General features: G+C 68.6%; 19 protein-coding genes. 2 read left to right on the top strand and 17 right to left on the bottom strand.

Features of this window, described 5'->3' with window-relative positions; genetic code table 11:
* Nucleotides 1-16 precede the first annotated feature (16 nt).
* From rpmF to ACYVII_RS02025, 7 genes are all read right to left on the bottom strand, one after another.
* Nucleotides 17-220 carry a 50S ribosomal protein L32 gene (gene rpmF, locus ACYVII_RS01995; RefSeq protein WP_022899781.1) on the bottom strand — a complete coding sequence of 68 codons (204 nt, stop codon included), beginning with the start codon at nt 218-220 and terminating at the stop codon, nt 17-19.
* A 4-nt stretch (nt 221-224) separates the two neighbouring features.
* The gene (locus ACYVII_RS02000) at nt 225-737 is read right to left on the bottom strand and encodes a YceD family protein (protein ID WP_460530529.1); all 513 of its coding nucleotides are present in this window, start codon (nt 735-737) and stop codon (nt 225-227) included.
* A 120-nt stretch (nt 738-857) separates the two neighbouring features.
* Entirely contained in the window at nt 858-3224 is a 2367-nt protein-coding gene (locus ACYVII_RS02005; RefSeq protein WP_460530151.1) for a transglutaminase family protein, read from the bottom strand.
* A complete protein-coding gene (locus ACYVII_RS02010; protein ID WP_460530154.1) occupies nt 3217-4551 on the bottom strand; it encodes a DUF58 domain-containing protein in 1335 nt (444 codons plus the stop codon). The genes ACYVII_RS02005 and ACYVII_RS02010 overlap by 8 nt, the downstream gene beginning before the upstream one ends.
* 10 nt (nt 4552-4561) lie before the next feature.
* Nucleotides 4562-5593 carry an AAA family ATPase gene (locus ACYVII_RS02015; RefSeq protein WP_460530157.1) on the bottom strand — a complete coding sequence of 344 codons (1032 nt, stop codon included), beginning with the start codon at nt 5591-5593 and terminating at the stop codon, nt 4562-4564.
* Nucleotides 5590-6072 (bottom strand): pantetheine-phosphate adenylyltransferase, encoded by a 483-nt coding sequence (gene coaD, locus ACYVII_RS02020; protein WP_460530160.1) that lies wholly within the window; start codon nt 6070-6072, stop codon nt 5590-5592. Before coaD ends, ACYVII_RS02015 begins: the two co-directional genes overlap by 4 nt.
* An 82-nt stretch (nt 6073-6154) precedes the next feature.
* Nucleotides 6155-8383 (bottom strand): ATP-dependent DNA helicase RecG, encoded by a 2229-nt coding sequence (locus tag ACYVII_RS02025; protein WP_460530163.1) that lies wholly within the window; start codon nt 8381-8383, stop codon nt 6155-6157.
* A gap of 163 nt (nt 8384-8546) precedes the next feature.
* Here ACYVII_RS02025 and rsmD point away from each other — a divergent pair, with 163 nt between their 5' ends.
* Nucleotides 8547-9143, top strand: coding sequence for an RsmD family RNA methyltransferase (gene rsmD / locus ACYVII_RS02030; protein WP_460530166.1), 597 nt, complete (start codon nt 8547-8549; stop codon nt 9141-9143).
* On the opposite strand, the gene thiL is transcribed toward rsmD, so the two are convergent.
* Nucleotides 9113-10183, bottom strand: coding sequence for a thiamine-phosphate kinase (gene thiL, locus ACYVII_RS02035; RefSeq protein ID WP_460530532.1), 1071 nt, complete (start codon nt 10181-10183; stop codon nt 9113-9115). The two genes, rsmD and thiL, sit on opposite strands and share 31 nt — an antisense overlap.
* 45 nt (nt 10184-10228) lie before the next feature.
* Between thiL and ACYVII_RS02040 the strand changes: the two genes are divergently transcribed.
* Nucleotides 10229-10774, top strand: coding sequence for a DUF3515 family protein (locus ACYVII_RS02040; RefSeq protein ID WP_460530169.1), 546 nt, complete (start codon nt 10229-10231; stop codon nt 10772-10774).
* Between the two features lie 5 nt (nt 10775-10779).
* On the opposite strand, the gene ACYVII_RS02045 is transcribed toward ACYVII_RS02040, so the two are convergent.
* The 9 genes from ACYVII_RS02045 to ACYVII_RS02085 form a co-directional block, all read right to left on the bottom strand.
* Nucleotides 10780-11865 (bottom strand): D-alanine--D-alanine ligase family protein, encoded by a 1086-nt coding sequence (locus tag ACYVII_RS02045; RefSeq protein WP_460530172.1) that lies wholly within the window; start codon nt 11863-11865, stop codon nt 10780-10782.
* On the bottom strand, nt 11768-12856 hold the full coding sequence (locus tag ACYVII_RS02050) for an NAD(P)H-dependent glycerol-3-phosphate dehydrogenase (RefSeq protein ID WP_460530175.1): 1089 nt from the start codon (nt 12854-12856) through the stop codon (nt 11768-11770). Before ACYVII_RS02050 ends, ACYVII_RS02045 begins: the two co-directional genes overlap by 98 nt.
* A gap of 25 nt (nt 12857-12881) precedes the next feature.
* Nucleotides 12882-13760, bottom strand: coding sequence for a lysophospholipid acyltransferase family protein (locus ACYVII_RS02055; RefSeq protein WP_460530178.1), 879 nt, complete (start codon nt 13758-13760; stop codon nt 12882-12884).
* A gap of 178 nt (nt 13761-13938) precedes the next feature.
* Nucleotides 13939-15309 (bottom strand): UDP-N-acetylglucosamine 1-carboxyvinyltransferase, encoded by a 1371-nt coding sequence (gene murA / locus ACYVII_RS02060; protein ID WP_460530181.1) that lies wholly within the window; start codon nt 15307-15309, stop codon nt 13939-13941.
* Complete coding sequence (gene leuD / locus ACYVII_RS02065) at nt 15309-15908, bottom strand: 3-isopropylmalate dehydratase small subunit (RefSeq protein WP_460530183.1); 600 nt, start codon at nt 15906-15908, stop codon at nt 15309-15311. The genes murA and leuD overlap by 1 nt, the downstream gene beginning before the upstream one ends.
* A gap of 1 nt (nt 15909) precedes the next feature.
* The gene (leuC, locus tag ACYVII_RS02070; RefSeq protein WP_460530186.1) at nt 15910-17430 is read right to left on the bottom strand and encodes a 3-isopropylmalate dehydratase large subunit; all 1521 of its coding nucleotides are present in this window, start codon (nt 17428-17430) and stop codon (nt 15910-15912) included.
* A 165-nt stretch (nt 17431-17595) separates the two neighbouring features.
* Nucleotides 17596-18081, bottom strand: coding sequence for an FHA domain-containing protein (locus tag ACYVII_RS02075; protein ID WP_460530189.1), 486 nt, complete (start codon nt 18079-18081; stop codon nt 17596-17598).
* 7 nt (nt 18082-18088) lie between these two features.
* Nucleotides 18089-20452: a transglutaminase family protein gene (locus tag ACYVII_RS02080; protein WP_460530192.1), complete on the bottom strand. Its 2364-nt coding sequence runs from the start codon at nt 20450-20452 to the stop codon at nt 18089-18091.
* Nucleotides 20453-20532: 80 nt separating this feature from the next.
* Entirely contained in the window at nt 20533-21822 is a 1290-nt protein-coding gene (locus tag ACYVII_RS02085) for a DUF58 domain-containing protein (protein ID WP_460530195.1), read from the bottom strand.
* Nucleotides 21823-21825 lie beyond the last annotated feature (3 nt).

The following is a 21825-nucleotide window of genomic DNA, read 5'->3' on the forward strand; positions in this document are numbered from 1 at the left end:
AGCGTGCGCCGCGTGACTAGACGTCGGCGACCTTGCGGCCCTTGTACTCAAGGAACAGCGGGGTGCCGGCCGAGTCCTCGACGACCTTCGCGTGATGCGGAAGGCTGTAGGTCACTTTGCCGTTCTCGACGGTCTTGACCAGGTTCGGAACCTGGGCCTTCCACTGGGAACGACGCGCGTGGGTGTTGGCGCGCGACTTCTTCCGCTTGGGAACAGCCATGTCTCTACTCTTCTCTGTCTGGGGAGCCGGCCTGTTCAGGCGAACTGCTCCGGCCGGCGGCGTCATCGGAAGCGGGGAAGTCGGCGAGCGCAGCCCACCGCGGGTCGATGGGGTTCCTGGGTTCGCGATCCGGCAGATCGGCCAACCGTTCGCCGGTCTCAGGGTCGAGACCAGGGCAATCCGGTCGGCACACCGGCTGGAACGGCAGTGCCAGCACCACCGCATCCCTGACAAGAGGTTCAAGATCCACGTGGTCGTCGTGAACCTCGGAGTCAAAAGCTTCCCCAGAAGAATACGCGAAAAGCTCCTGGAAGTCGACTTGGACGGGCTCCGCGATGTCGGTCAGGCAGCGCCCGCAGACACCCTTGGCGATCGCCGAAGCCTCCCCGGAGACGAGGATGCCCTCGTGCACGGATTCGAGGCGAAGGTCGAGTTCGAGAGGCGCGCCGGCCTCCACGCTCACGAGGCCCTCCCCGAGCTTCTCCGGCACGTCGACGGTAAGAGACTCCTCGCGCATCTCGCCCGGCCTGTGCATCAGGTCGCGGACGCCGAGGGAGTAGGGATTGCGAGCGGCGGGAGACACGAACAACGATTCTACCCGTCGCGCCTCGGCATCATGCGGAGGAGGCAGCGGGCGTCACGCACCGGCGCGGGCGGCCGAGGGAGCTCGCAGCCGACCCTCGAGCAGCGACACCGGGACCATCGTCGCGCGTATCCGTCTGGCCAGTCCTGCGGTCGCGGCGAGGGCCGATACCACCGTGACGACGTCATCGGCGAGCACGGGATCGGCCCAGCGGCCGCCAGGCGGCCCATACCGCTCCTGCTCGATCGCCTCCACAAGTTCGGTCAGGGCGAGGGATGCCGCATCCTGCGACGACGCATCGGGCGCGTTCCCCGATGCGTCCGTCCACGTTCGACGCAATCGGTCCGCGAATGCGCGCGGGGTCTCCGTGGGTGGTGCTGCGAGGCCGAGGTCCAGGGTCGACGCACGCAACTCCGCCCACGCCATCCGCGCCGTTCCTCCGCCCTGCCGCACCGTCGCAAGCCGCTTCGCACGCATCCGGCGCCTCACCACGGCGGGCGTCAGCACCATCGCCAGGATGAGCAGCCCGACCGCCGCGACGCTGCTGCTCGAAGAGAACGCCGCCGTCGCAGTATCCACGGCGCTGCCGCCGGCTACCGGTTGATCGGTGGGAAGCCTCCGCTGGGCGCCGCCGGCCGCACCGGCGCTCGACGTATCGGTCGGCACGGGCGTCGCCGCGGCGGCCGTGCTGTAGTCCGGGACGGTTCCGCGGCCCACCGTCGGTTCGAACGGCACCCAGCCGACGCCCGGGAAGTAGAGCTCCGGCCAGGCGTGCAGGTCGTCGGACGTGACCTGGTACTGCGTGGTCGAGCCCGATGTGCCGGTGATGACCCCGGGCAGGTATCCGACCGCGATCCTGGCCGGAATGCCGAGCTCGCGCGCCATGAAGACCATGGCTGCCGCGAAGTGCACGCAGTACCCTGCCTTCTGCTCCAGGAACGTCGCGATCGTGCCCGGCGTGTCACCGTCGTAGCCGCCGTTCTTCGGAGCATCCAACGAGTACCGGAAGTCGCCGTCGTGAAAATAGGACTGCAGCTCCACCGCCATGTCGTACGGCGTTGTCGCGCCCGCCGTGACGGAGAGCGCCGTCGCACGGATGACCGCCGGCGCGTTGCGGGGAACGCTCAGGTCGTCCTGCACCGAGTCCGGATAGTTCGTTCCCGCGTCTCTCAGTTGCCTGGCCGTGGGCTGCACCGCCTTCGAAATCGCCGTGTATTGCTGGTCGACGGTCGTGGCCGTGAGACCGGAGATCGTCAGGTCGTTGCGTTCCCACGCCCAACTGCCGTTCAGCCCCTCGACCTTCGACACCGGGTACGGGGCCGGCAGCCACTGACTGGTCATGTTGTGCACCTGCACGTCGGTGACGACCGTGCTGGTCTTCACGTGCTTGCTCAGGCCGGGAGCCGTGCCGATCGAGGTGGACGAGCTGAAGAACGTGGACGGAGACTTGGTGTGCCGCCACACCTCGCCGGAGAATGCGTCGAGCGTCGTCATCTGGAGATAGCCGGGAGAGGGCGCGGTGGTCGAATAGTCGATCACCGTCACCGGCACCGGGCGCCTGAGGTCGGCCCCGAGATCGATCAAGGGATTCACGCCCTGGCCGAACAGCACGCCCGCTGCAGGGATCGCCTGCCTGCCGATCTGCTGGAACCCTGGTGCGGTCGTTCCGATCACGAGCGCGACGACGATCGCCCCGGCAGCGATGGACAACGACGTGGTGATCTCCGCCCCGGTGCCCCTCCTGGCGCGCACATCCACTCGCAGCAGGAGCAGGTACGCGATCAGACACAGAATGAGCGACACCGGTGAGATGCCGCCGTCCAGTAGCGAGGCGGGCGCGATGAGCGCTGAGGCGACAACGATGCCCACCAGCGCGGGGCGGCGGAGCACGATCGCCACGAGGTCGGAAGTCCACGCGATGACGCCTCCGACGGCCACGATGAGGAACAAGAACTCAGGCAGCGGATCGGCGGGGACTCCCTGGTTGTAGAACGAGACCCTGGCCCGGGAAACGAGGTCGCCGAACTCCACGGCCGTCGCGGGCGTCGGGATGAACCCGAGCAGCGCGGTGCGTGGGGCGAACATCGCCGTCACGAGCAGCACGAGCGCCACGAGGGAGAGCACCGGTGCAAGAGCGCGCGGCAGAGCGAGCGCACGGCATCCTGCCGCCACGCCGAGTACCACGATGAAGGTGAGCAGCAGTTCCCACCACCATTGCGCGCCCGAGATGAGTCCGACGAGCGCGACCGCGAGTGCGGCCATGAGCGCCAACAGCGCGCCGCTTCGCCTCGGGTCGGCCTGGCGCGTCGACAACCGTGGCACGTCATCGAATCGTCCGCGCGACGACGGCGGGCCGGAGACCCCGGGCAATCTGCTCCGCGCCGGGGCACCCGATGCGGTGGACCGCGTCGTGTCAGCCATGGTGCACCACTGCCGAGCGGATGGCCGCCCGCTGCCACGCGGCACTCGGCCGCTCTCCCACTTCCACGTCGACGCAGGTCCAGCCGCGTCGCTCATAGTGCTCGCGCAGCTCGGCGCGCTCACCGACGAAGAACGCCACGGCCGGGTCGCACAACGGGCGCAACGACGCCACAGCCGCCAGTTCGTCATGGTCGCCGTCGACGACGATCACGAACGTCGGAACAGCCTGCGGATTGCGACGAAGCGCAGCGCCGAGAACGCCGGCTGGATCGGCGTTGTCGCGTCTGAGCTGTTCCGCGGCGGCAAGCCCGATCAGAAGCGAGTGGGCGCCGCCTGGCGGATCGTACGCCGAGACCGCGAGGCCCGCCAGTCCAGCGCGACCGGTGCCCGCCCTGCCCTGAAGCTGCAACGGCGCGGACTCGGCCACCCCCAGCACGTAGCCCTGATCGATGAGATGAGCGCCCAGCGATGCCGCCAGATCGACCGCCGTCTCGAATCGGTCGTTTCCGGTGTCGGCGTGCAGGTGCCGGTGCTCGAGCCGCGCACCTCCGTCGGTGTCCACCAGCATCCACGTCTCCGGATTGCTGCGCGGCTCCTCCTGCCGCACCATGAGCTTGTCGTGCCGTGCGGTCGCCCGCCAGTGCACGCGTCGCATGGGGTCGCCTGGACGGTAATCGCGCGCGATCAGCTCGTCCGCGTTCGGGATGCTGTGCTTCACCAGTTCGTGCTCGTACCCCTCGCTGCGGGAGACGTCGAACTCGCCCTCCCCCAGGTCGTCCACGTGCGGAACGACGATCAGAGGCTTACCCGAGCCCACCGCGTACAGGCAGCGAACGAGACCGAACGGATCCGTGCGCTCCAGTAGTAGCGGGCCGACCGAGAAGACACCCCGGCGCGTCGTACCCAGCGAGTACCGCACCGTCGCTGAATCGGAGTGGTCGCGGCTGGCGATGGCGTGCTCGCCCAGCGGGGGAAGCGGTGCGAGGGAGGATGCCGTGAGTGCGGGCGGGCAGGCATCCCGCCACCGCAGGCTGGGCGCGCGCCGGCTCGCCTCGTTGCGCACCGTGACAGACACGTGAGCGGGTTCGCCGGCCGTGACGACATCGGACTCGAACTGGCGGGTGACGCTGATCCACGGCCGGTCGACGGTCACCGCGATAGCTGCGGCGAGCGGAAGAAGCAGCAGCACAAGGCCGAGCACGAGCAGGTCCACCCTGCCGTACGTCGCGGCGCCGACCATGGAGACGGCGCCGGCCAACGCCAGCCCGGCGCCTCGCCAGGTCGGTCTCGGCCGCTGCGCTGCGGACCGGGCACGCGTGGCCCTCATGCGGCACAGGCTACTTCGGTTGCCCCGTGGGCACGGGGGTGGCCGCGACGATACGGGAGACGACATCGGCGAGCACGGCAGCCCGCTCGTGATGCTGTCCCATCGCGCGGCTGGTGGGCAGCAGCCGGTGGGCCAGAACGGGAACCGCAAGCGCGTCGACGTCGTCGGGCAGCACGAAGTCGCGTCCTTCGAGCGCCGCTCGCGCCTTGGCGGCGCGGACCAGCTGAAGGGTCGCGCGCGGGCTCGCCCCGAGCCTGAGGTCGGCGTCGTCGCGCGTGCCGTGAGCGATGGCGACGGCGTACTGCTTGAGGGCATCCGAGGCGAAGACGCGCCTCGCCAGAGCCATCATCTCGCGCAGCCGGTCGCTGCTGACGACGGCGCCGATGCGGGAGAGCGGACTCGACGTGTCCCGGCCCGTGAGCATCTCGATCTCGGCCTGTTCGTCTGGGTACCCCATGGCGATGCGGGCCATGAAACGGTCGCGCTGCGCCTCGGGGAGCTCGTAGGTGCCCTCCATCTCGACGGGGTTCTGGGTGGCGATCACGATGAACGGGTCGGGAAGCGGATACGTCGACCCGTCGACGGTGACGTGCCTCTCTTCCATGCACTCCAGCAGGGCGGACTGCGTCTTCGGGCTGGCGCGGTTGATCTCGTCGCCGATGACGATGTTCGCGAACACCGCGCCGGGCTTGAACTCGAACCGTCGTTCCGGCTGGTTGTACACCGAGACGCCCGTCACGTCGGAGGGAAGCAGATCTGGGGTGAACTGGATGCGACTCACGGTGCAGTCCACCGACTTCGCCAGCGCCTTCGCCAGCATCGTCTTGCCCACGCCGGGTACGTCCTCGATGAGCAGGTGACCCTCGGCCAGGAGCACGGTCAGCGCGACCCGCACCGCCTCGTGCTTGCCATCGATCACCGCCTCAACGTTGGCCGCGATCTGCTCAGCCTCTTCACGCAGGTGGTCGGGTGTGATGCTCGGTTCGGTGTCGGTGGCCTCGGCCGAGGCATCCGTCGGTTGTTTGGTCGGGAGCGTGTTCATATTTCCTGCAGATAGTCGTATACCGCACGCGGCACGTACGGGCTCACGTCGCCGCCCAGCGCGGCGACCTGACGCACCAGCGAACTCGACACGTGAGCGTTCGCGGGATTGGGCAGCATGAAGACCGTCTCGACACCGGCCAGATCGCGGTTCACGATCGCCATCGGCGTCTCGTACGCGACATCGACCTGGGAGCGGATGCCCTTGACCAGCGCGTTGGCTCCGACATCGGTGCAGTAGTCGACGAGCAAGCCGACGCTCCACGCCGCCACGATGATGTTGCCTGGCAGTCGTTCGTCGGCGATGGATCGCTCCAACAGCGAGACCCGCTGAGCGATCGGGAGCATCGCACTCTTGTCGGGATTGTGCACCACCAGCACATGGATCTCGTCGAACAGCCTCGCCGAACGGGCGATCACATCAAGGTGACCCAACGTGACCGGGTCGAACGAACCGGGGACAACGGCGATCCTGCTCATAGGGCTCCAGTGCTCATAGGCTTTCAGAATAGCGGCCGGGGTTTACCTGATCGTTACCATTCAGCGGATGCTCGGCGTCGGGTCACGCGCGCGCCATGAAGTCGCGGGAACGTTCCGTCAGCCGGTCGGCGATGGCGGATGCCAGTGCCGGGTGCGCGGACAGCCTCGGGTCGCTCTCGAGCAGCGCGGCGGCATCCGCTCGCGCCCTCTCGATGACGGCGCCGTCGCGGGCGACCCGCAGCAGTCGCAGCGAGGACCTGCCGCCGGACTGGTTGCTGCCGAGCACGTCGCCCTCCCGCCGGAGATCGAGGTCGGCCTCGGCGAGTGCGAAGCCGTCGAGCGTCGCAGCGACCGCGTCCACGCGCTCTCGCGCGAGCGTTCCCGCCTCCGCTGCGGTGACGAACAGGCAGAGCCCCGGCACGCCGCCCCGGCCGACGCGGCCGCGCAGTTGGTGCAGCTGCGAGACGCCGAACCGGTCGGCGTCGAGCACGATCATGGCTGACGCGTTCGGGACATCGACGCCCACCTCGATCACCGTCGTCGCCACGATGAGGTCGAGCGCACCCGCCGCGAAGGATCGCATCACGGCGTCCTTCTCGTCGGCGGGCATCCGTCCGTGCAGTGCGGCGATGCGCGCACCCGACAGTAACGGGTTCGCTTGGACCGAGGCGAGGGTCTGCTCGACCGAGGCGACAGGCGTGGCCGTACGGTCGGCATCCGTGTCGCCCGGCTCTGCAAGCTCGTCGTCCTCGGCCTCCTTGGCGCTGATCGCCGGACAGACGACAAACACCTGATGACCTGCGGCGATCTCCTCGGACGCGCGCTCCCAGATGCGCTCTTCCCACCGCGGATGCTCCGCGAGCGGTACGACGAAGCTCTCGATGCGCTGCCGGCCGGCCGGAAGCTGTGCGATCGTCGACACGTCGAGGTCGCCGAACACGGTCATGGCGACGGTGCGCGGGATCGGCGTCGCGGTCAGCACAAGCTGGTGCGGCGGGGTGGATGCCTTGCCACGCAACACGTCTCGCTGCTCGACGCCGAAGCGGTGCTGCTCGTCGACCACGACAAGTCCCAAGTCGAAGAACGACACGTTCTCACTGAGCAGCGCGTGCGTGCCGACCACGATCTGCGCCTGCCCGCTCACCGCGCGCAGCAGTGCCTTCTTGCGTTCGGCAGCTGTGAGACGCCCGGTGATCAGCGTGGGCATGAGTTCAGCGGAGAGATCCGGGCCGAGAGCGGCAGCGATCGACCGCAAGTGCTGCGATGCCAGCACCTCGGTCGGGGCGAGAAATGCGGACTGCCCGCCGTTGTCCGCGACCTGCAGCATGGCCCTCAGCGCGACCACCGTCTTGCCGCTGCCCACTTCTCCCTGCACGAGCCGGTTCATCGGAAACGGCTGGGCGAGGTCGTGCGCGATCTGCTCGCCCACCGTGCGCTGGTCATCGGTGAGCTCGAACGCGAGCGCCTTCTCGAAGCGAGCCGCATATCCGTCGGGCTTCGGCAACCGCACGGTCGCGGCGGTCTCGCGCAGCCGCTCGCGCTCCTGGAGCAGCGCGGCCTGCAGCACGAACGCCTCCTGGTACCGCAGTGTGTGCCTGGCCCGAGCCCAGTCGGCGTCGTCGACCGGAGTGTGGATGCCCCGCAACGCCCTCTCGAGGCGCTCCAGCTTGCGGTCGCGTGCGATGGCATCCGAAACCGGGTCGTCGATGGCGCCGAGCCTCGGCAGCACCTCCTCGCGGATGACCTTGGCGATCTTCCAGCTCGCCAGCGTCGATGTCGCCGGATAGATCGGGATCGGCCGGCTCTGCCAGCTCTCGGCGTCGCCGTCCGTTCCCTCCTCGAAGAGTTCGTACTCCGGGTGCGTGAGCTGAGGCACTCCCTTGTACCGGTTCACCTTGCCGGCGAAGATGCCGCGGCGACCCGGGACCAGCTCGTTCTCACGCCACTTCTGGTTGAAGAACGTGAGCGACAGCATGCCGGTGCCGTCGGAGATCACCGCCTCGACGATCGTGCCGTGGCGCTGTCGCATGGCTCGAACGCTGCAGTGCTTCACCTCCGCCACGATCGTGACGTCCTCGTCCGTCGGCAGGTCGGCCAGGGCTGTCAGCTCACCACGGTGCGCGTACCGGCGAGGGTAGTGCGCAAGGAGATCGCCGACGGTGCGGTGCCCGAACGCGCGTGCGAACAGTGCGGCCTCCCGTTCGCCGAGCAGCGCCCGCAGCGGGGTCTCGAGGTTCACTGCGGGGGGTGCGGCGCGGCCAGCGGACGACGCGACGGATTCGCCCGTGAGTTCCGTAGGCGTCCGCGGCATGACACCAGGCTAGAGCAGGCGGCCGACACCGCTCGCGCGAGCTCGGCTTGGCGGCGGCGTCGTCAACAGGACGGATTGCGCTCTCGCGCCGAGAACGTGGTCGTTCGCCCTGGATTCGCTCGGCCGTCCTGGCGATGCGCGTGGGATCGATACCCTCGAACTCATGACGCGCATCGTGTCCGGCTTCGCCGGGTCCTTGACGCTCGCCGTGCCTCGGGCCGGCACTCGTCCGACCAGCGACCGGGTGCGCGAGGCGATCTTCTCCTCGCTCGACGCGATGGATGCCGTGCGCGGCATGAACGTTCTCGACCTGTATGCCGGGTCCGGTGCGCTCGGGCTCGAGGCGGTGAGCCGGGGCGCCGCATCCGCGGTTCTCGTCGAGCAGAACGGCCATGCGGCCGGTGTCTGCAGGTCGAACGCCGCAGCCGTCCTGAAGGCCGGCGAACGCGCACGCGCGGGAATCAGTCCGCGGGTCGACGTTCGCCAGGCTTCGGTGCGCTCGTACCTCGGGCAGGCCGCCGGCCGGTCGTTCGAGCTGGTCTTCCTCGACCCGCCGTACGACGTCAGCGACGATGAGCTGGGCGACGTGCTCACCGCACTCGTTCCCCTGCTGAACGACGACGCCCTGGTGGTCGTGGAGCGCAGTGCACGGTCGCCCGAACCCCACTGGCCCGAGGCGCTCGAGCTGCTTCGTTCGAAGACGTACGGAGAGACGGCCGTGTGGTTCGCTCAGCCGGCCGCGCCGTCCCAGCCGGAGTAGGGGTCCCAGCCGAGAGCGCCGCCGTATGGATGCCCGTCGACACTGACCAGCAGACCCCTCTCGTCGGATGCTCCACCGGCCACCGTTCCGCCACCGGCGGGGCCCGGGAGGACGACTCCGATCGCGCGGAACGGCGACGGCAATGCGGCCTCCATTGGGAAACAGGCGAGCAGCGCGTGGTCCTCTCCCCCGGCAAGTGCCGAGACGGGGTCGTCACCGAGGGCATCCGCATGCAGGTCGATCCGCACACCCGATGCTTCCGCGACCCGTCCAGCGTCCAGTGCGAGCCCGTCGCTCACATCGAGCATGGCGGTCGCCCCAGCTGTCGCGGCGATGGCTCCCGCGAAGATGGGCGGCTGCGGACGACGCTGCACGGCCACCTCGGGAACACGCGCGGCAACGTCCGCGGCGAGGCGGGCATCCGGCATCCCCTCGGCGTCCACGGCGTCGGCGAACAGCGCGCGCAGACCGCGTGCCGCACGCCCCAGCGTTCCCGCCACCGCCACCACATCACCTGGCCGTGCGCCGGAGCGGAGCACCGGCCGGCGTCCTTCGAGATCCCCGAATGCGGTCACGGCGAGCGTGAACACATCCGAGACCGAGAGGTCTCCCCCCACGACGCCGCAGCCCGGCGCGAGTGCCTCACACGCGCCCCTGAACCCGTCGGCCACCGCCTCCAGGGTGCCGACCGGGGTGTTGGTCGGCGCGGCGATCGCCACCACGAGCGCGGTGGGACGCGCCCCCATGGCGGCCACGTCGGCGAGGTTCGTCGCAGCGGCCTTCCAGCCGATGTCCGTCGGCGACGACCATGCCCACCGGAAGTCCGGACCGGCGATCATCATGTCGGTCGTCACGACGTAGCGACCATCGGGCGCGGCCAGCACCGCCGCGTCGTCGCCGGGCCCGACGATGGTCGCCGATGCCTGCGGGAGCCGCGGGAAGATGCGCCGCAGGGTGGCGATCTCGCCCACGGATGCCACCGTGTCGGCATCCGCCACTGCGGCCTCCCCCACCTGGGAGTGCTCGCCGTCGTGCTGCATGCCACGCCCAGATTGCGTCATGTCTCACACGTTAGTGTGAACGCGATGCCCTCCCGTTCCCGCCGCTTTTTCGGCGCCCTGCTCGCCGTCGGCGCCTCTGCTCTGCTCCTGACCGCGTGCGCACCGACGGTGGCGATGCAGCCCGCTGCTGACGCCAACGATCCGCGCTGCGCGGACGTCATCGTGCACCTGCCCGACTCGATCGCAGGCAAGGCCCAGCGCGAGACCAATGCTCAGGCCACGAGCGCCTGGGGCGACCCCACGGTCGTGTTGCTGCGTTGCGGTGTGGCACCGATCGGCCCCACGACGAAGCCCTGCATCACCGTCAACGGCATCGACTGGGTGCTGGAGAACGACCCTGCCGCTTCCGCCCTCCGCTACATCACCTTCGGCCGCACACCGGCCACCGAGGTTGTGATCCAGCACGGCAAGGGCGGCGTCGCCGATGCTTCGGTGCTGCCGGCACTCGCCGACGCAATCGGCGAGATCCCCCAGCAGAAGAACGAGAAATGCCTGGGCACCTCCGACGTGACCTCCCCGACCGGAACCCCCACGCCGACGCCGACGAGCACTGCGACCCAGTCCGGCTGAGCGGCCTAGCGCTCCAGTGACAGCTCGATGAGCTCGTCGATCAGTTCCGGATAGCTGAACCCGGATGCCTGCCACACCTTCGGGAACATCGAGATCGGCGTGAATCCCGGCATCGTGTTCACCTCGTTGACGACCCACCCGTCGTCGGTGAGGAAGAAGTCGACGCGTGCCAGCCCGGCACAGTCGATCGCCTGAAACGCGCGCACCGCGAGGCTCTGCATCTCGGCGAGCTGCTCATCCGTGAGGTCCGCAGGGCACACCAGGTCGATGCCTGGGGCATCCAGATACTTGGCCTCGAAGTCGTAGAACCCGCGTCCCGACACCACGATCTCGCCGGCGACGGATGCCCGTGGCTGCTCCCCGCTGCGCCCGCCGAGTACTCCGATCTCCACCTCGCGCCCACGCACAGCCGACTCGATCAGCGCCTTGTCGTCTTCGGCGAACGCGGTCTCGAGCGCATTCGACAGGCCTTCCGCCGACGTGATCTTCGTCACGCCCACACTCGACCCCGCGCGCGCCGGCTTGACGAACAGGGGCGAGCCGAGAGCGCGCACCCGGTCGGCGACGGCATCCTGGCCCCGTTCCCACTCGTCGCGCGTCACGGTGACCCAGGGTGCGACGGCGATGCCCTCTGCCTGCAATACGATCTTCGTGAAGTGCTTGTCCATGCCGAGCGCGCTGCCGAGCACGCCGGATCCGGCGTACGGGATGCCGGTCAGTTCCAGCAGTCCCTGGATCGTGCCGTCCTCACCCCACAGTCCGTGCAGGATCGGCAGCACCACGTCCACCTCGCCGAGAGACGTGACGACCCCGTCACGCTCGACGGTCAGCTCTCTGAAGAGGGTCGACTCCGGCCAGCGCACCCGGCTGCCGTCGTCGCGCACCTCGGGGAGGGCATCCGGATTCAGCGCGAAAGCAGTCGGGTCGTCGCGCTCGAGCACGAACGCCCCATCGCGGGTGATCCCGACCGGGACGACGTCGTAACGGTCGCGGTCAAGCGCCCCGAGCACCCCGCCCGCCGTGGCGCAGCTGATCGAATGCTCGCTCGAACGCCCGCCGAAAAGAAGCACGAGGACGCGCTTGTGAGTCATCCGTAGTCCTTTCACCACGAGGGGTGTCGTCGGTGGTCAGGTGGGGGGCCAGATCAGCCGGTGCAAGCGTACCGGCAAGCACCTGTCCCACCTGTTCGACGATGGGCATCTGAACACCCTTGGCCTTCGCCAGGGCGAGGATCGGAGCGACGGATGCCAGTCCCTCCGCGGTCTGGTTCATCTGCTTGACGACCTCCGCGAACGCGTAACCCTGCCCGAGGAGTCGACCGGCGGTGTTGTTCCGCGACAACGGTGACTGGCACGTGGCGATCAGGTCGCCGAGGCCCGCAAGACCGGCCAGCGTCTCACGCTCCGCGCCGTGCGCGACCGCGAAGTCGGTCATCTCGACGAGTCCGCGCGTGATGATGGACGCCTTCGTGTTCTCCCCGTAGCCGACACCGTCGACGATGCCGATCGCCACCGCGATCAGGTTCTTGAGCACGCCGCCGAACTCCGTGCCAATTACGTCGGTGTTCACGAACGAGCGGAAGTACGGGTTGCGAGCGGCCAGGGCGACCTCATGTGCGGTCTCCATGCTGACCGATGAGACGACGGCGGCGGTCGGCTGCTTCTTCGCGATCTCCAGAGCGAGGTTCGGTCCGGATGCCACGGCGATGCGCTCAGGATCGATCGCCAGCACCTCGGCGATCACCTCGCTCATCCGAAGGCCGGTGCCCTTCTCGACGCCCTTCATCAGGCTGATGACGGGGATGTCCTCAGGTAGCAGGGGCCCCAGCGCGACCAGATTCTCACGCAGCGTCTGGCTCGGGACGGAGATGAACAGCTGATCGACCCGCGTCAGCGCGTCCTTCAGGTCGGACGTGGCGGTGAGATTGCGGGGCAGGTTGATGCCCGGCAGATACTGGCTGTTGCGCCTGGCCTCGCGGATCTCACGCGCCGCCTCCGGACGCCTGGCCCACAGGGTCACGTGGGAGCCGCCGTCGGCCAGCACCTTCGCGAACGTGGTGCCCCAGCTGCCGGCGCCGAGCACTGCGACGCGCCTCGCCGGCGCCGGCTTAGCCCTCAAAACGGCCCGTCTCACTCTGCGCGTGCTCGGCCGGATCCCAGCGCTTCGCCGGCGCCTTCTCGCCGCGCAGCTTCTCCAGCTCCTGCGTGATCGCCTGCATGATCGCATCCGTCGCACCCGCCAGCGCTGTCGCCGTGCGCGGTCCCTCGCGGTAGGCGGACAGATCGACGGGGGCACCGATCGAGAACGTGATGGTCTTGCGGGGAAAGACGCTGATCTTCTTGGAGTAGCGGGCCATGATCTGCTGCGTGCCCCAGTGCGCCACCGGAATGACCGGGATGCCGTAGTCGAGCGCGAGCCTGGCGGCCCCGGTCTTGCCGCGCATCGGCCAGAGGTCGGGATCGCGGGTGAGTGTGCCCTCGGGGTAGACGATCACGACGCTGCCGTTGTCGACGATGTGCTGAGCCTGGGCGATCGGCGCACCACGGCCGCCGTGGCTGCGGCTGACCGGCACCTGCCCCGAACGCTTCAGGAACCATCCGACGACGGGAACCGAGAACAGGCTCTCCTTCGTCAGGAACCGCGGAGCACGGCCACGCCGCCAGATCATCGTCCCGACCACGAGCGGATCGATCTCGCTGTAGTGGTTCGGGGCGATGATGTACGCGCCGGTCAGCGGAAGGTTCTCGCGGCCGTGCACCTTGAACCGGGCGGCCGCCCCGATGATCGGAACCACAACCCCTGCCATGGCCCAGAACACACCGGGCCGCGTCGTCTCCTTGCGCACCCGGCGAGGCGTCCCGGCCGCATCGGAGTTGCGCGGGCCCAGCACGGCAGCAGCCGGTTCGGCCCTCTCGCGCGGCTCGCCGTCGCGAGGTTCTACGTCGTCGTGAGGTGCGGCATCCGGCTCTTCGGGTGTTTTCGGCACCCGCCCATTATCCGCTATCGCGTATGCGCGGCTGAGCCGAGAGCCGTCCGCGACACTAGGCGTTCGCGATGACACCAGGTGCACGGCACCTGGTGTCATCGCGAACGCCTAGCCTCACCGCGGAGAGCGCGCGCGAAACAGCGCGGGCGGCGCCGGGCGCCGTCGCGCTGAGTGCCGCCTACGGCTCGAAGACGAAGTCGGCGCCGAGCTGCTCGAGCTTGCCGATGAAGTTCTCGTAGCCGCGGCTGATGATGCCCACGTTGCTGACCGTCGACGTTCCGTTCGCGGTCAGCGCCGCGATCAGGTGACTGAAACCGCCGCGAAGGTCGGGCACCTCGATGTCGGCGCCGTGCAGCTCGGTGGGTCCGGAGATCACGGCAGAGTGGTCGAAGTTGCGCTGACCGAAGCGGCACGGATGCCCGCCGAGGCATTCCTTGTGGATCTCGATCGTCGCACCCATCTCGACCAGGGCATCCACGAATCCGAATCGCTGCTCGTACACCGTCTCGTGCACGATCGAGACGCCTCTGGCCTTAGTGAGAGCGACCACGAGCGGCTGCTGCCAATCGGTCATGAAGCCAGGGTGAACATCCGTCTCGATGATCACCGGCTTGAGCTCGCCGCCCGGGTGGTAGAAGCGGATGCCGTCATCGTGGATATCGAACGCTCCGCCGACCTTGCGGAACACGTTGAGGAAGGTGAGCATCTCGGCCTGGTGCGCACCGCCGACGAAGATGTCGCCCTCGGTGGCGAGTGCGGCGGCCGCCCAGCTTGCGGCTTCGTTCCGGTCGAAGAGCGCGGTGTGGCTGTAACCGGTGAGCCGGTCGACACCCTCGATGCGGATCACCCGGTCGGTGTCGACGGTGATGATGGAGCCCATCTTCTGCAGGATGTTGATGAGATCCATGATCTCGGGCTCGATCGCGGCGCCGCGCAGCTCGGTGATGCCGTCGGCCTTCGTGGCCGTGAGCAGCACCTGCTCTGTGGCCCCGACGCTCGGGTACGGCAGCTCCACCTTGGCGCCGTGCAGGCCGTTCGGCGCGGTCATGCGGATGCCGCTGGGCAGCTTCTCCACGACCGCGCCGAACCGGCGCAGCACCTCGAGGTGGTAGTCGATCGGGCGGTCGCCGATGCGGCATCCGCCCAGGTCGGGGATGAACGCCTCGCCGAGCGCGTGCAGCAGCGGCCCGCAGAACAGGATCGGGATGCGGCTGGATCCGGCGTGCGCGTCGATGTCTGCCATGTGGGCGCTCTCGACACCGGTCGGGTCGAGCAGCAGCACGCCCTCGTCCGGTCCGTCGGTGACCTTGACGCCGTGGATCTCCAGGAGCCCGCGCACGACTCGAACGTCGCTGATGTCGGGCACGTCGCGCAGCTCGCTCGGTCCGTCGGCGAGGATTGCGGCGACCATCGCCTTCGTGACGAGGTTCTTCGCCCCCTTCAACCGGATGCGTCCGCGAAGCGGTCGTCCACCGTTGATGGTGATCTTCTCTGCTGTCAGCCCCACTCGGGCTCCCGCGGCCTGCGCATCCTGAAGAAGTGAGTTCACTAGATTTTCACCGGCAATGTCTTGGGCCGCCAAGACTCTCGGCGGGCTTCGAATTCTGTGATCTGCGCCTCATCACGCATGGTGAGGCCGATGTCATCGAGCCCCTCGAGCAACCGCCACCTAGTGTAATCGTCGATGTCGAAGTCGACGGTCAGGTCGGCGAGTCGCGCCTTTCGTTCAACCAGGTCGACGGTCACCTCTATTCCGGGGTTCGCGTCGATGGCCGCCCACAGCTTCTCGAGGTCGTCCTCGGAAATCGTCCCGGTGAGCAGGCCCTGCTTGCCGGAGTTGCCGCGGAAGATGTCGCCGAACCGCGGGCTCAGCACGGCGGTGAATCCGTAGTCGCGCAGGGCCCAGACGGCGTGCTCACGGGATGACCCGGTGCCGAAATCGGGACCGGCGATGAGGATGCCGCCGCTCTTGTACGGCTCCTGGTTGAGCACGAAGCCGGGGTCCTGCCGCCAGGCGTAGAACAGGGCGTCGTCGAACCCGGTCTTGGTGACCCGCTTCAGGAACACGGCGGGGATGATCTGGTCGGTGTCGACGTTCGACCGCTTCAGCGGTACCGCCGTTCCCGTCAGCGTGGAAATCTTCTCCATGTCAGGCACCTGCCTTCGAATCGACGCTCTCGAGATCCCAGGGACTGGAGAGCGTGCCACGGATGGCCGTGGCCGCCGCCACCACCGGTGACACCAGGTGTGTGCGTCCGCCCTTGCCCTGTCGTCCCTCGAAGTTGCGGTTGCTGGTGGAGGCGCACCGCTCACCCGGCGCCAGCTGGTCCGGGTTCATGCCCAGGCACATCGAGCATCCGGCGAAACGCCACTCGGCTCCGAACTCCTCGACGATCTTGTCGATGCCCTCGGCCTCGGCCTCCAGGCGCACTCGCGCGGAGCCAGGGACGACCATGACGCGCACGCCGTCGGCCTTCTTCTTGCCCTTGATGATCGAGGCGAACGCGCGCAGGTCTTCGATGCGCGAGTTGGTGCAGGAGCCCATGAACACGGCATCCACGTGGATGTCCTTGAGCGGAGTCCCCGCCTTCAGGTCCATGTACTCGAGCGCCCGTTCGGCGGCCGCACGCGCGTTCGGGTCATCGAAACTTGCCGGCTCCGGCACGACGTCGCTGAGCGACACGCCCTGCCCGGGGTTGGTGCCCCACGTGACGAACGGCTCGAGGGCGTCGGCGTCGATGAACACCTCGGCGTCGAACACCGCGTCGTCGTCCGTGGCGAGCGTCTTCCAGTACTCGACAGCGGCATCCCAGTCCTCGCCCTGCGGCGCGTGCGGACGCCCCTTCAGATAGGCGAACGTGGTCTCGTCCGGAGCCACCATGCCCGCCCGGGCACCCGCCTCGATGGACATGTTGCAGATCGTCATGCGGCCCTCCATGGAGAGCGCACGGATGGCGCTGCCGCGGTACTCGAGCACGTAGCCCTGTCCCCCACCGGTGCCGATCTTCGCGATGACGGCGAGGATGATGTCTTTCGCCGTGACCCCGGGACGCAGCGTGCCCTCCACGGTGATCGCCATCGTCTTGAACGGCTTCAGCGGAAGCGTCTGAGTGGCCAGCACATGCTCGACCTCGCTCGTGCCGATCCCGAACGCCATCGCGCCGAACGCGCCGTGCGTCGAGGTGTGCGAGTCGCCGCACACGACGGTGATGCCGGGCATGGTGAGACCCAGCTGCGGGCCGACGACGTGCACGATGCCCTGTTCGACATCGCCGAGGGAGTGCAGCCGGATGCCGAACTCGGCGCAGTTCTTGCGCAGCGTATCGATCTGCGTGCGACTGGTGAGGTCGGCGATCGGCTTGTCGATTCCGATCGTCGGCGTGTTGTGGTCCTCGGTGGCGATGGTGAGATCGGGACGGCGAACCTGCCGGCCCTCCGCACGCAGCCCGTCGAACGCCTGCGGGCTGGTGACCTCATGCACCAGGTGCAGGTCGATGTAGATGAGGTCGGGCGAGCCGTCCTCGCCCTTGACGACGAGGTGGTCTGCCCAGACCTTCTCGGCGAGCGTTCGGGGCCGCGTCGCGCCGAGCGCCTCGGTCTGTGACCTTGCGCCGGACTGCTGCGCGTCAGCCGCGCCGTCCGTGCGCACGGCATCGGATGCTGTGCTCATGCTGTCGGTTTCTCCTTGCGTGTGGGGTCCGGGTGTACGGCCCGGGAAAGAAGCCACGAAAGAACTCCGCGACGAGGGAGGCCTGAGGAACTAGGACTCGTCGCGGCGGCTAAGGAGGAGTGAGACGACCAGCACCCGTTCAGGGTAGCACCCAGGACTTGAGGTTCAGGCGGTGACGACCTGCACCCGGTAGCTGCCGAACAGCACGGTCGTTCCGGCACTGAGGGGGATAGCGACGCCCGATGCGAGCGTGGTCGCCGAACCTGCGGCATCCAGAACGCTCACGCCGTTCGTGGAGTGCAGATCGGTGATCCGGATGCCTTCGGCCGACTCCTCGAGAACCGCGTGCGTCTTCGAGACGCTGCGCGCCGGGTCGTCGACCGGCAGCAGCTCGGCTGCCGTCCACGGCTCGAAGCGCACCGGGTTGCGTCCGACCAGTAGAGCACCGTTCACGGGAACCCGCGCACCGGTGGGCAGCACGACGAGCCATGACGGCGAGGCGTCAGCCTGCGCACCCTGCTGGCTCGCCGTCGGCGGATTGAACACGGGGAGCGACTGCGAGCGCGGAGGCATCCGCTCGGTGTGCGTGTCGGTGTCGTGGCGCGGCGGGATCAGGCCGGGAGGCGGCGTGATGAAACCCGACGAGTCCACCGGGACACTATACCGAGGCTGCCGAGCCGGACGCGGGCGCACCCGATGTCGCCGCACCTGACGCACGAGATCCCGGCGCACCGGATCGCGACGACGGCTTGCGGTGCCGGGTGAACCGATACGAGGCGAGGCGCCTCCGCAACCAGCCAGCAGATGCGTACACCGACGCCAGCGTCTGTTCGACGCTGTGCCACAGCTGCGTGCTGCGCTCCTCGGAGACGTCGGTTCCGTCGAACACGGCGGCGTCGGCATCCGCCGCAAGCGCAGACAGCGCGCCGGTCTCGAGCGGGATGCCCTGCTCGGCCGACTGCGTCTCGAGCGACGCGGCCGTCTGACGTCTCGTCGACACCCTCGGCACGCTGTAGCCCAGCTCGCCGAAGCCGTCGACGAGTTCGTCCCAGGCGCCTGCCGCGCGCCGGTCTCCAGGACCCCTGACACGCCTCAGCCTTCTGCGCTTCTTGAGCAGAGCGACGATTCCCATCGGCACGAAGATCGCGAGCGCGATGAGCAGCAACGAACCCATGACGTAGTACGCCCAGGCCGGAAGCACGAACGCGTGCTTGTCCTGCGGCGGCTTGTTGTCTTTCGTCTTCACCGGGGTGAGAAGGTCGTCGGCCTTCGGTGGTGTGTTCGGTGGCTGCCGCACCTGCGGCTGCGGCTGCAGCTTGGGCTTGACGGTCTGGTCCTTCGGGGCGTCGGTCTTGGTAGGCGTGGGAAAGAACGGCACCCAGCCGACGCCCTGGAACGCCACCTCGTCCCACGCCGTCACGTCGTTGCCGGTGAACGTCACGGTGCCCTTACCGTCGCTGTGCGACTTGAAGCCCATGACGATGCGAACCGGGTAGCCGAGGTGACGGGCCATCAGCGCGAACGCGGACGTGTACTGCTCCTGGTCGCCGACCATCGGCGTCTTCTGCAGCAGGTCGTTCATGCGGTCGGCGCCCTCGCCCGCGCGAGAAGGCACCGGGTCGGAGGCGCGGCCGTGGCTCAGGTAGCCGAGCTTCTTCAGCGACCGCTCGATGTTACGCAGCTTCTGGATGGCGCTGGCCGAGCCGCCCGCGTACTGCTCCGCCTTCGTGGCGATCACGTCGGGCACGTTCGTGATGCTCGGCATCGCCACGGTCGCGACCGGCACGTTCTTCAGCGCCTTGTCGTTCGGGATCTTCTGCGCGGTCGCCTGCACCGTGTACGTCAGCCCGCGGGAGACGCCGCTCGTCACTGCGGTGGTTCCGGTGGCCGCATTCACGCGCACGGTGTCCCGCGGATCCACGGCGCCCGGGTGAGAGTCGAACTGCAGCTCGTCGGTGTAGCCGAGGTTGGGAAGCCACACGTTGTCGTACCCGAGCACGGAGAACTTCGACGTGGTCTTCGCCCCCGGCGTGAACAGCGGCGGCGTCGGAATGGTGCTGCCGAGCAGTTCGAAGCTGCCGGAGCCGTCCGTCTGCTCTCCAGGGCCGGTCACGCTCCAGACGATGCCGTTGTAGCTGTCCATCGTCGCCAGCCGGATGAGGCTGCCGCTGGGCAGGTTCGTCGCCGTGAACAGCTTGGTCTTCTGCAGCTCGTTCGTGTACTTGCGGAACCCGGCCAGCGGCGCCGGGTAGTCCAGGGGGTTGAACGGCGGCTGCACGGCGTCGCGCACCACCAGGCGCGACGAGGACGACGGCGCGACGAACGTTCCGAGCGCGCCGCCCACCACGACGGCGACGAGCACGACGACGGCGGATCCGGCGATCGCGCGCCGGGTCAATCCGGGGTCTGGCGCAATGGAGCGTTTCGAGGAGCGGATGCGCCAGCCCAGCCAGCCGAGCGCGATGGCCGCGAACGCGACGCCGCGGATGCCGGCAAGGTAGGCATCCCTCGTTCCCAGCAGGATGGCCGCGAGGAACAGCAGCGTCGGACCCGCAACGAGCAGAGAAGCGCGCAACGTTGCGCGGCGACCATCGGAGGGCATCCGCATGGCAAGCGACACGCAGGCGAGCGAGACGACGAGCGTCGCCGCGAACGGTACGACGGCGAGGTACGGGGGCGCCTCGAGCGGCGCGCGCAGGGTGACGGCATCCGACCACCCGAAGACTGCCCCGACGGCGAGGTCGCTGAGCGACGTCAATGTGGGGACGACGCCGAGGATGCCCTCGCCCGGCAGGGCGAGCGCCGTTCCGAACACGAAGTACGCGCCGATGCCGATCAGCACCGTGGCCACCATCGGCAGACGCAGCAGCACGCCGGCGATCGCGACGGCGCTTCCGACGAGGAGCCCGCCGATCGAGGCCACCAGGTAGCCGAGTTGACCGAACGCCGGGCCGAAACCGAGAAGAGCGATCAATGCGAGCACGGCGAACACCAGGATGTCGGCCCACGCCGATGCGCGCACCGCGGAAAGCCGTCCCGTGCTCGTGCGCGCCGGTCTGTTGGCGGCCCGTGTGCGCGCGGGTGTCGTAGGAGCGGCGGCAGTCATCGTCCCGCCCTCTGCAGCAGGCCGGCGAGCTCGGGCAGCTTCGTGATCGTCGCGACGAACGCGTCGCCCACCTTGCGCAGACCGGCACCCTCCGCCGCCGCTCGTACGAAGATCACGGGCGTGTCGGAGGGGTAGAGCGTTGAGAGCCCGTGCAGCTCACGGTGCGTGACGTTGCTGCCGACGACAGCGATGACGAGGCTCGGGTCCGCCAGCCTCGCACCGACCGTGCGGGCGAACTCGCGAAGGGACTCGTACCGGCTGTCGACCTGCTGGATGCGGCAGGTGTCATCCAGGAGGGTCATCGGGGTGCGTTCGCGCAATCTGCCGTTCTCCCACACGACGTCGAGCTCGGACTCCTCGGCGATCACTTCGACGGCGATGGATGCGAGTGCGGACACGGCGAGCTCGAACTCGTCATCGGAGGCGTAGAACCGACGGTCGGCGCTCATCATCAGCAGCAGCTGGGAGCGTCGGGTCTCCTGGTACTGGCGCACCATGAGCTGCCCTGTGCGCGCCGAGCTGCGCCAGTGCACGTTGCGGATGTCGTCGCCCGGCTCGTAAGACCGCAGGGCGTGGAATGCGAGGTCGCTGTCGGTGATCGCCTTCGTCGTCTGGCCCTCGAGGTCTTTCACGAGGCCGCGCGCCGTGGCGGCGATGCGCGTCACCTTCGGGTGCACGAACAGCTCGACCTGCTCGGTCCATCGGGTGGTGCGGCGCAGCAGTCCGAGCTGATCGCCGCGCACGCTGATCGCGGGACCCGCGACGATGAGCGCGCGCCGCTCGGTCGGGATTGCGAACAGGCTCTCGTCGTCCGCGCGCGGCGCGAGCCTGGGAACGACGAACTCCGCGAGTCCTTCACCGACGGGCAGTTCCATGCGTGTCGGGAGCACGGGCCGAGGTCCGGTGTTGACGACCTCCATGCGACCCATGGCGCGGTCACCCGCGGTCACGCGACGCGGATTGAGCTCGATGGCGACCCGGTAGGTAGCGCGACCGAACAGGAAGGCGCAGGCTGCGAGCATCCCGCCCGCCAGGGCGAAGCCGATGAAGGAGAACTCGGCCCAGCCGAGCACGAAGGCGAGCAGGAACGAGACGACGGCGGCGCAGACGACGATCCAGCCGAGCGGCGTCACGGTCTTCGCGGCGCGAGATGCGACGGCCAGCGGCTTCTCGAGCACCCGCAGAAGCGCACGCCACAGGCCGAGCACTCCGGTCAGCACGGCGCGCAGAAGCTCTCGCAGGGCGAAGGATGCCTGCGAGCGCGTCCGCTCGTCCGCCGTCGTCATTCC

Source organism: Humibacter ginsengiterrae, from assembly GCF_054780115.1.

What these genes read in the sequence shown, in the direction of transcription:
- ACYVII_RS02010 (WP_460530154.1), bottom strand. Translation starts at nt 4,551, where the DNA reads ATGAGGGCCACGCGTGCCCGGTCCGCAGCGCAGCGGCCGAGACCGACC.
- ACYVII_RS02045 (WP_460530172.1), bottom strand. Translation starts at nt 11,865, where the DNA reads ATGACTCACAAGCGCGTCCTCGTGCTTCTTTTCGGCGGGCGTTCGAGC.
- leuD (WP_460530183.1), bottom strand. Translation starts at nt 15,908, where the DNA reads ATGGAGAAGATTTCCACGCTGACGGGAACGGCGGTACCGCTGAAGCGG.
- rpmF (WP_022899781.1), bottom strand. Translation starts at nt 220, where the DNA reads ATGGCTGTTCCCAAGCGGAAGAAGTCGCGCGCCAACACCCACGCGCGT.
- ACYVII_RS02000 (WP_460530529.1), bottom strand. Translation starts at nt 737, where the DNA reads ATGCGCGAGGAGTCTCTTACCGTCGACGTGCCGGAGAAGCTCGGGGAG.
- ACYVII_RS02085 (WP_460530195.1), bottom strand. Translation starts at nt 21,822, where the DNA reads ATGACGACGGCGGACGAGCGGACGCGCTCGCAGGCATCCTTCGCCCTG.
- ACYVII_RS02015 (WP_460530157.1), bottom strand. Translation starts at nt 5,593, where the DNA reads ATGAACACGCTCCCGACCAAACAACCGACGGATGCCTCGGCCGAGGCC.
- rsmD (WP_460530166.1), top strand. Translation starts at nt 8,547, where the DNA reads ATGACGCGCATCGTGTCCGGCTTCGCCGGGTCCTTGACGCTCGCCGTG.
- thiL (WP_460530532.1), bottom strand. Translation starts at nt 10,183, where the DNA reads ATGCAGCACGACGGCGAGCACTCCCAGGTGGGGGAGGCCGCAGTGGCG.
- ACYVII_RS02040 (WP_460530169.1), top strand. Translation starts at nt 10,229, where the DNA reads ATGCCCTCCCGTTCCCGCCGCTTTTTCGGCGCCCTGCTCGCCGTCGGC.
- coaD (WP_460530160.1), bottom strand. Translation starts at nt 6,072, where the DNA reads ATGAGCAGGATCGCCGTTGTCCCCGGTTCGTTCGACCCGGTCACGTTG.
- leuC (WP_460530186.1), bottom strand. Translation starts at nt 17,430, where the DNA reads ATGAGCACAGCATCCGATGCCGTGCGCACGGACGGCGCGGCTGACGCG.
- ACYVII_RS02005 (WP_460530151.1), bottom strand. Translation starts at nt 3,224, where the DNA reads ATGGCTGACACGACGCGGTCCACCGCATCGGGTGCCCCGGCGCGGAGC.
- ACYVII_RS02025 (WP_460530163.1), bottom strand. Translation starts at nt 8,383, where the DNA reads ATGCCGCGGACGCCTACGGAACTCACGGGCGAATCCGTCGCGTCGTCC.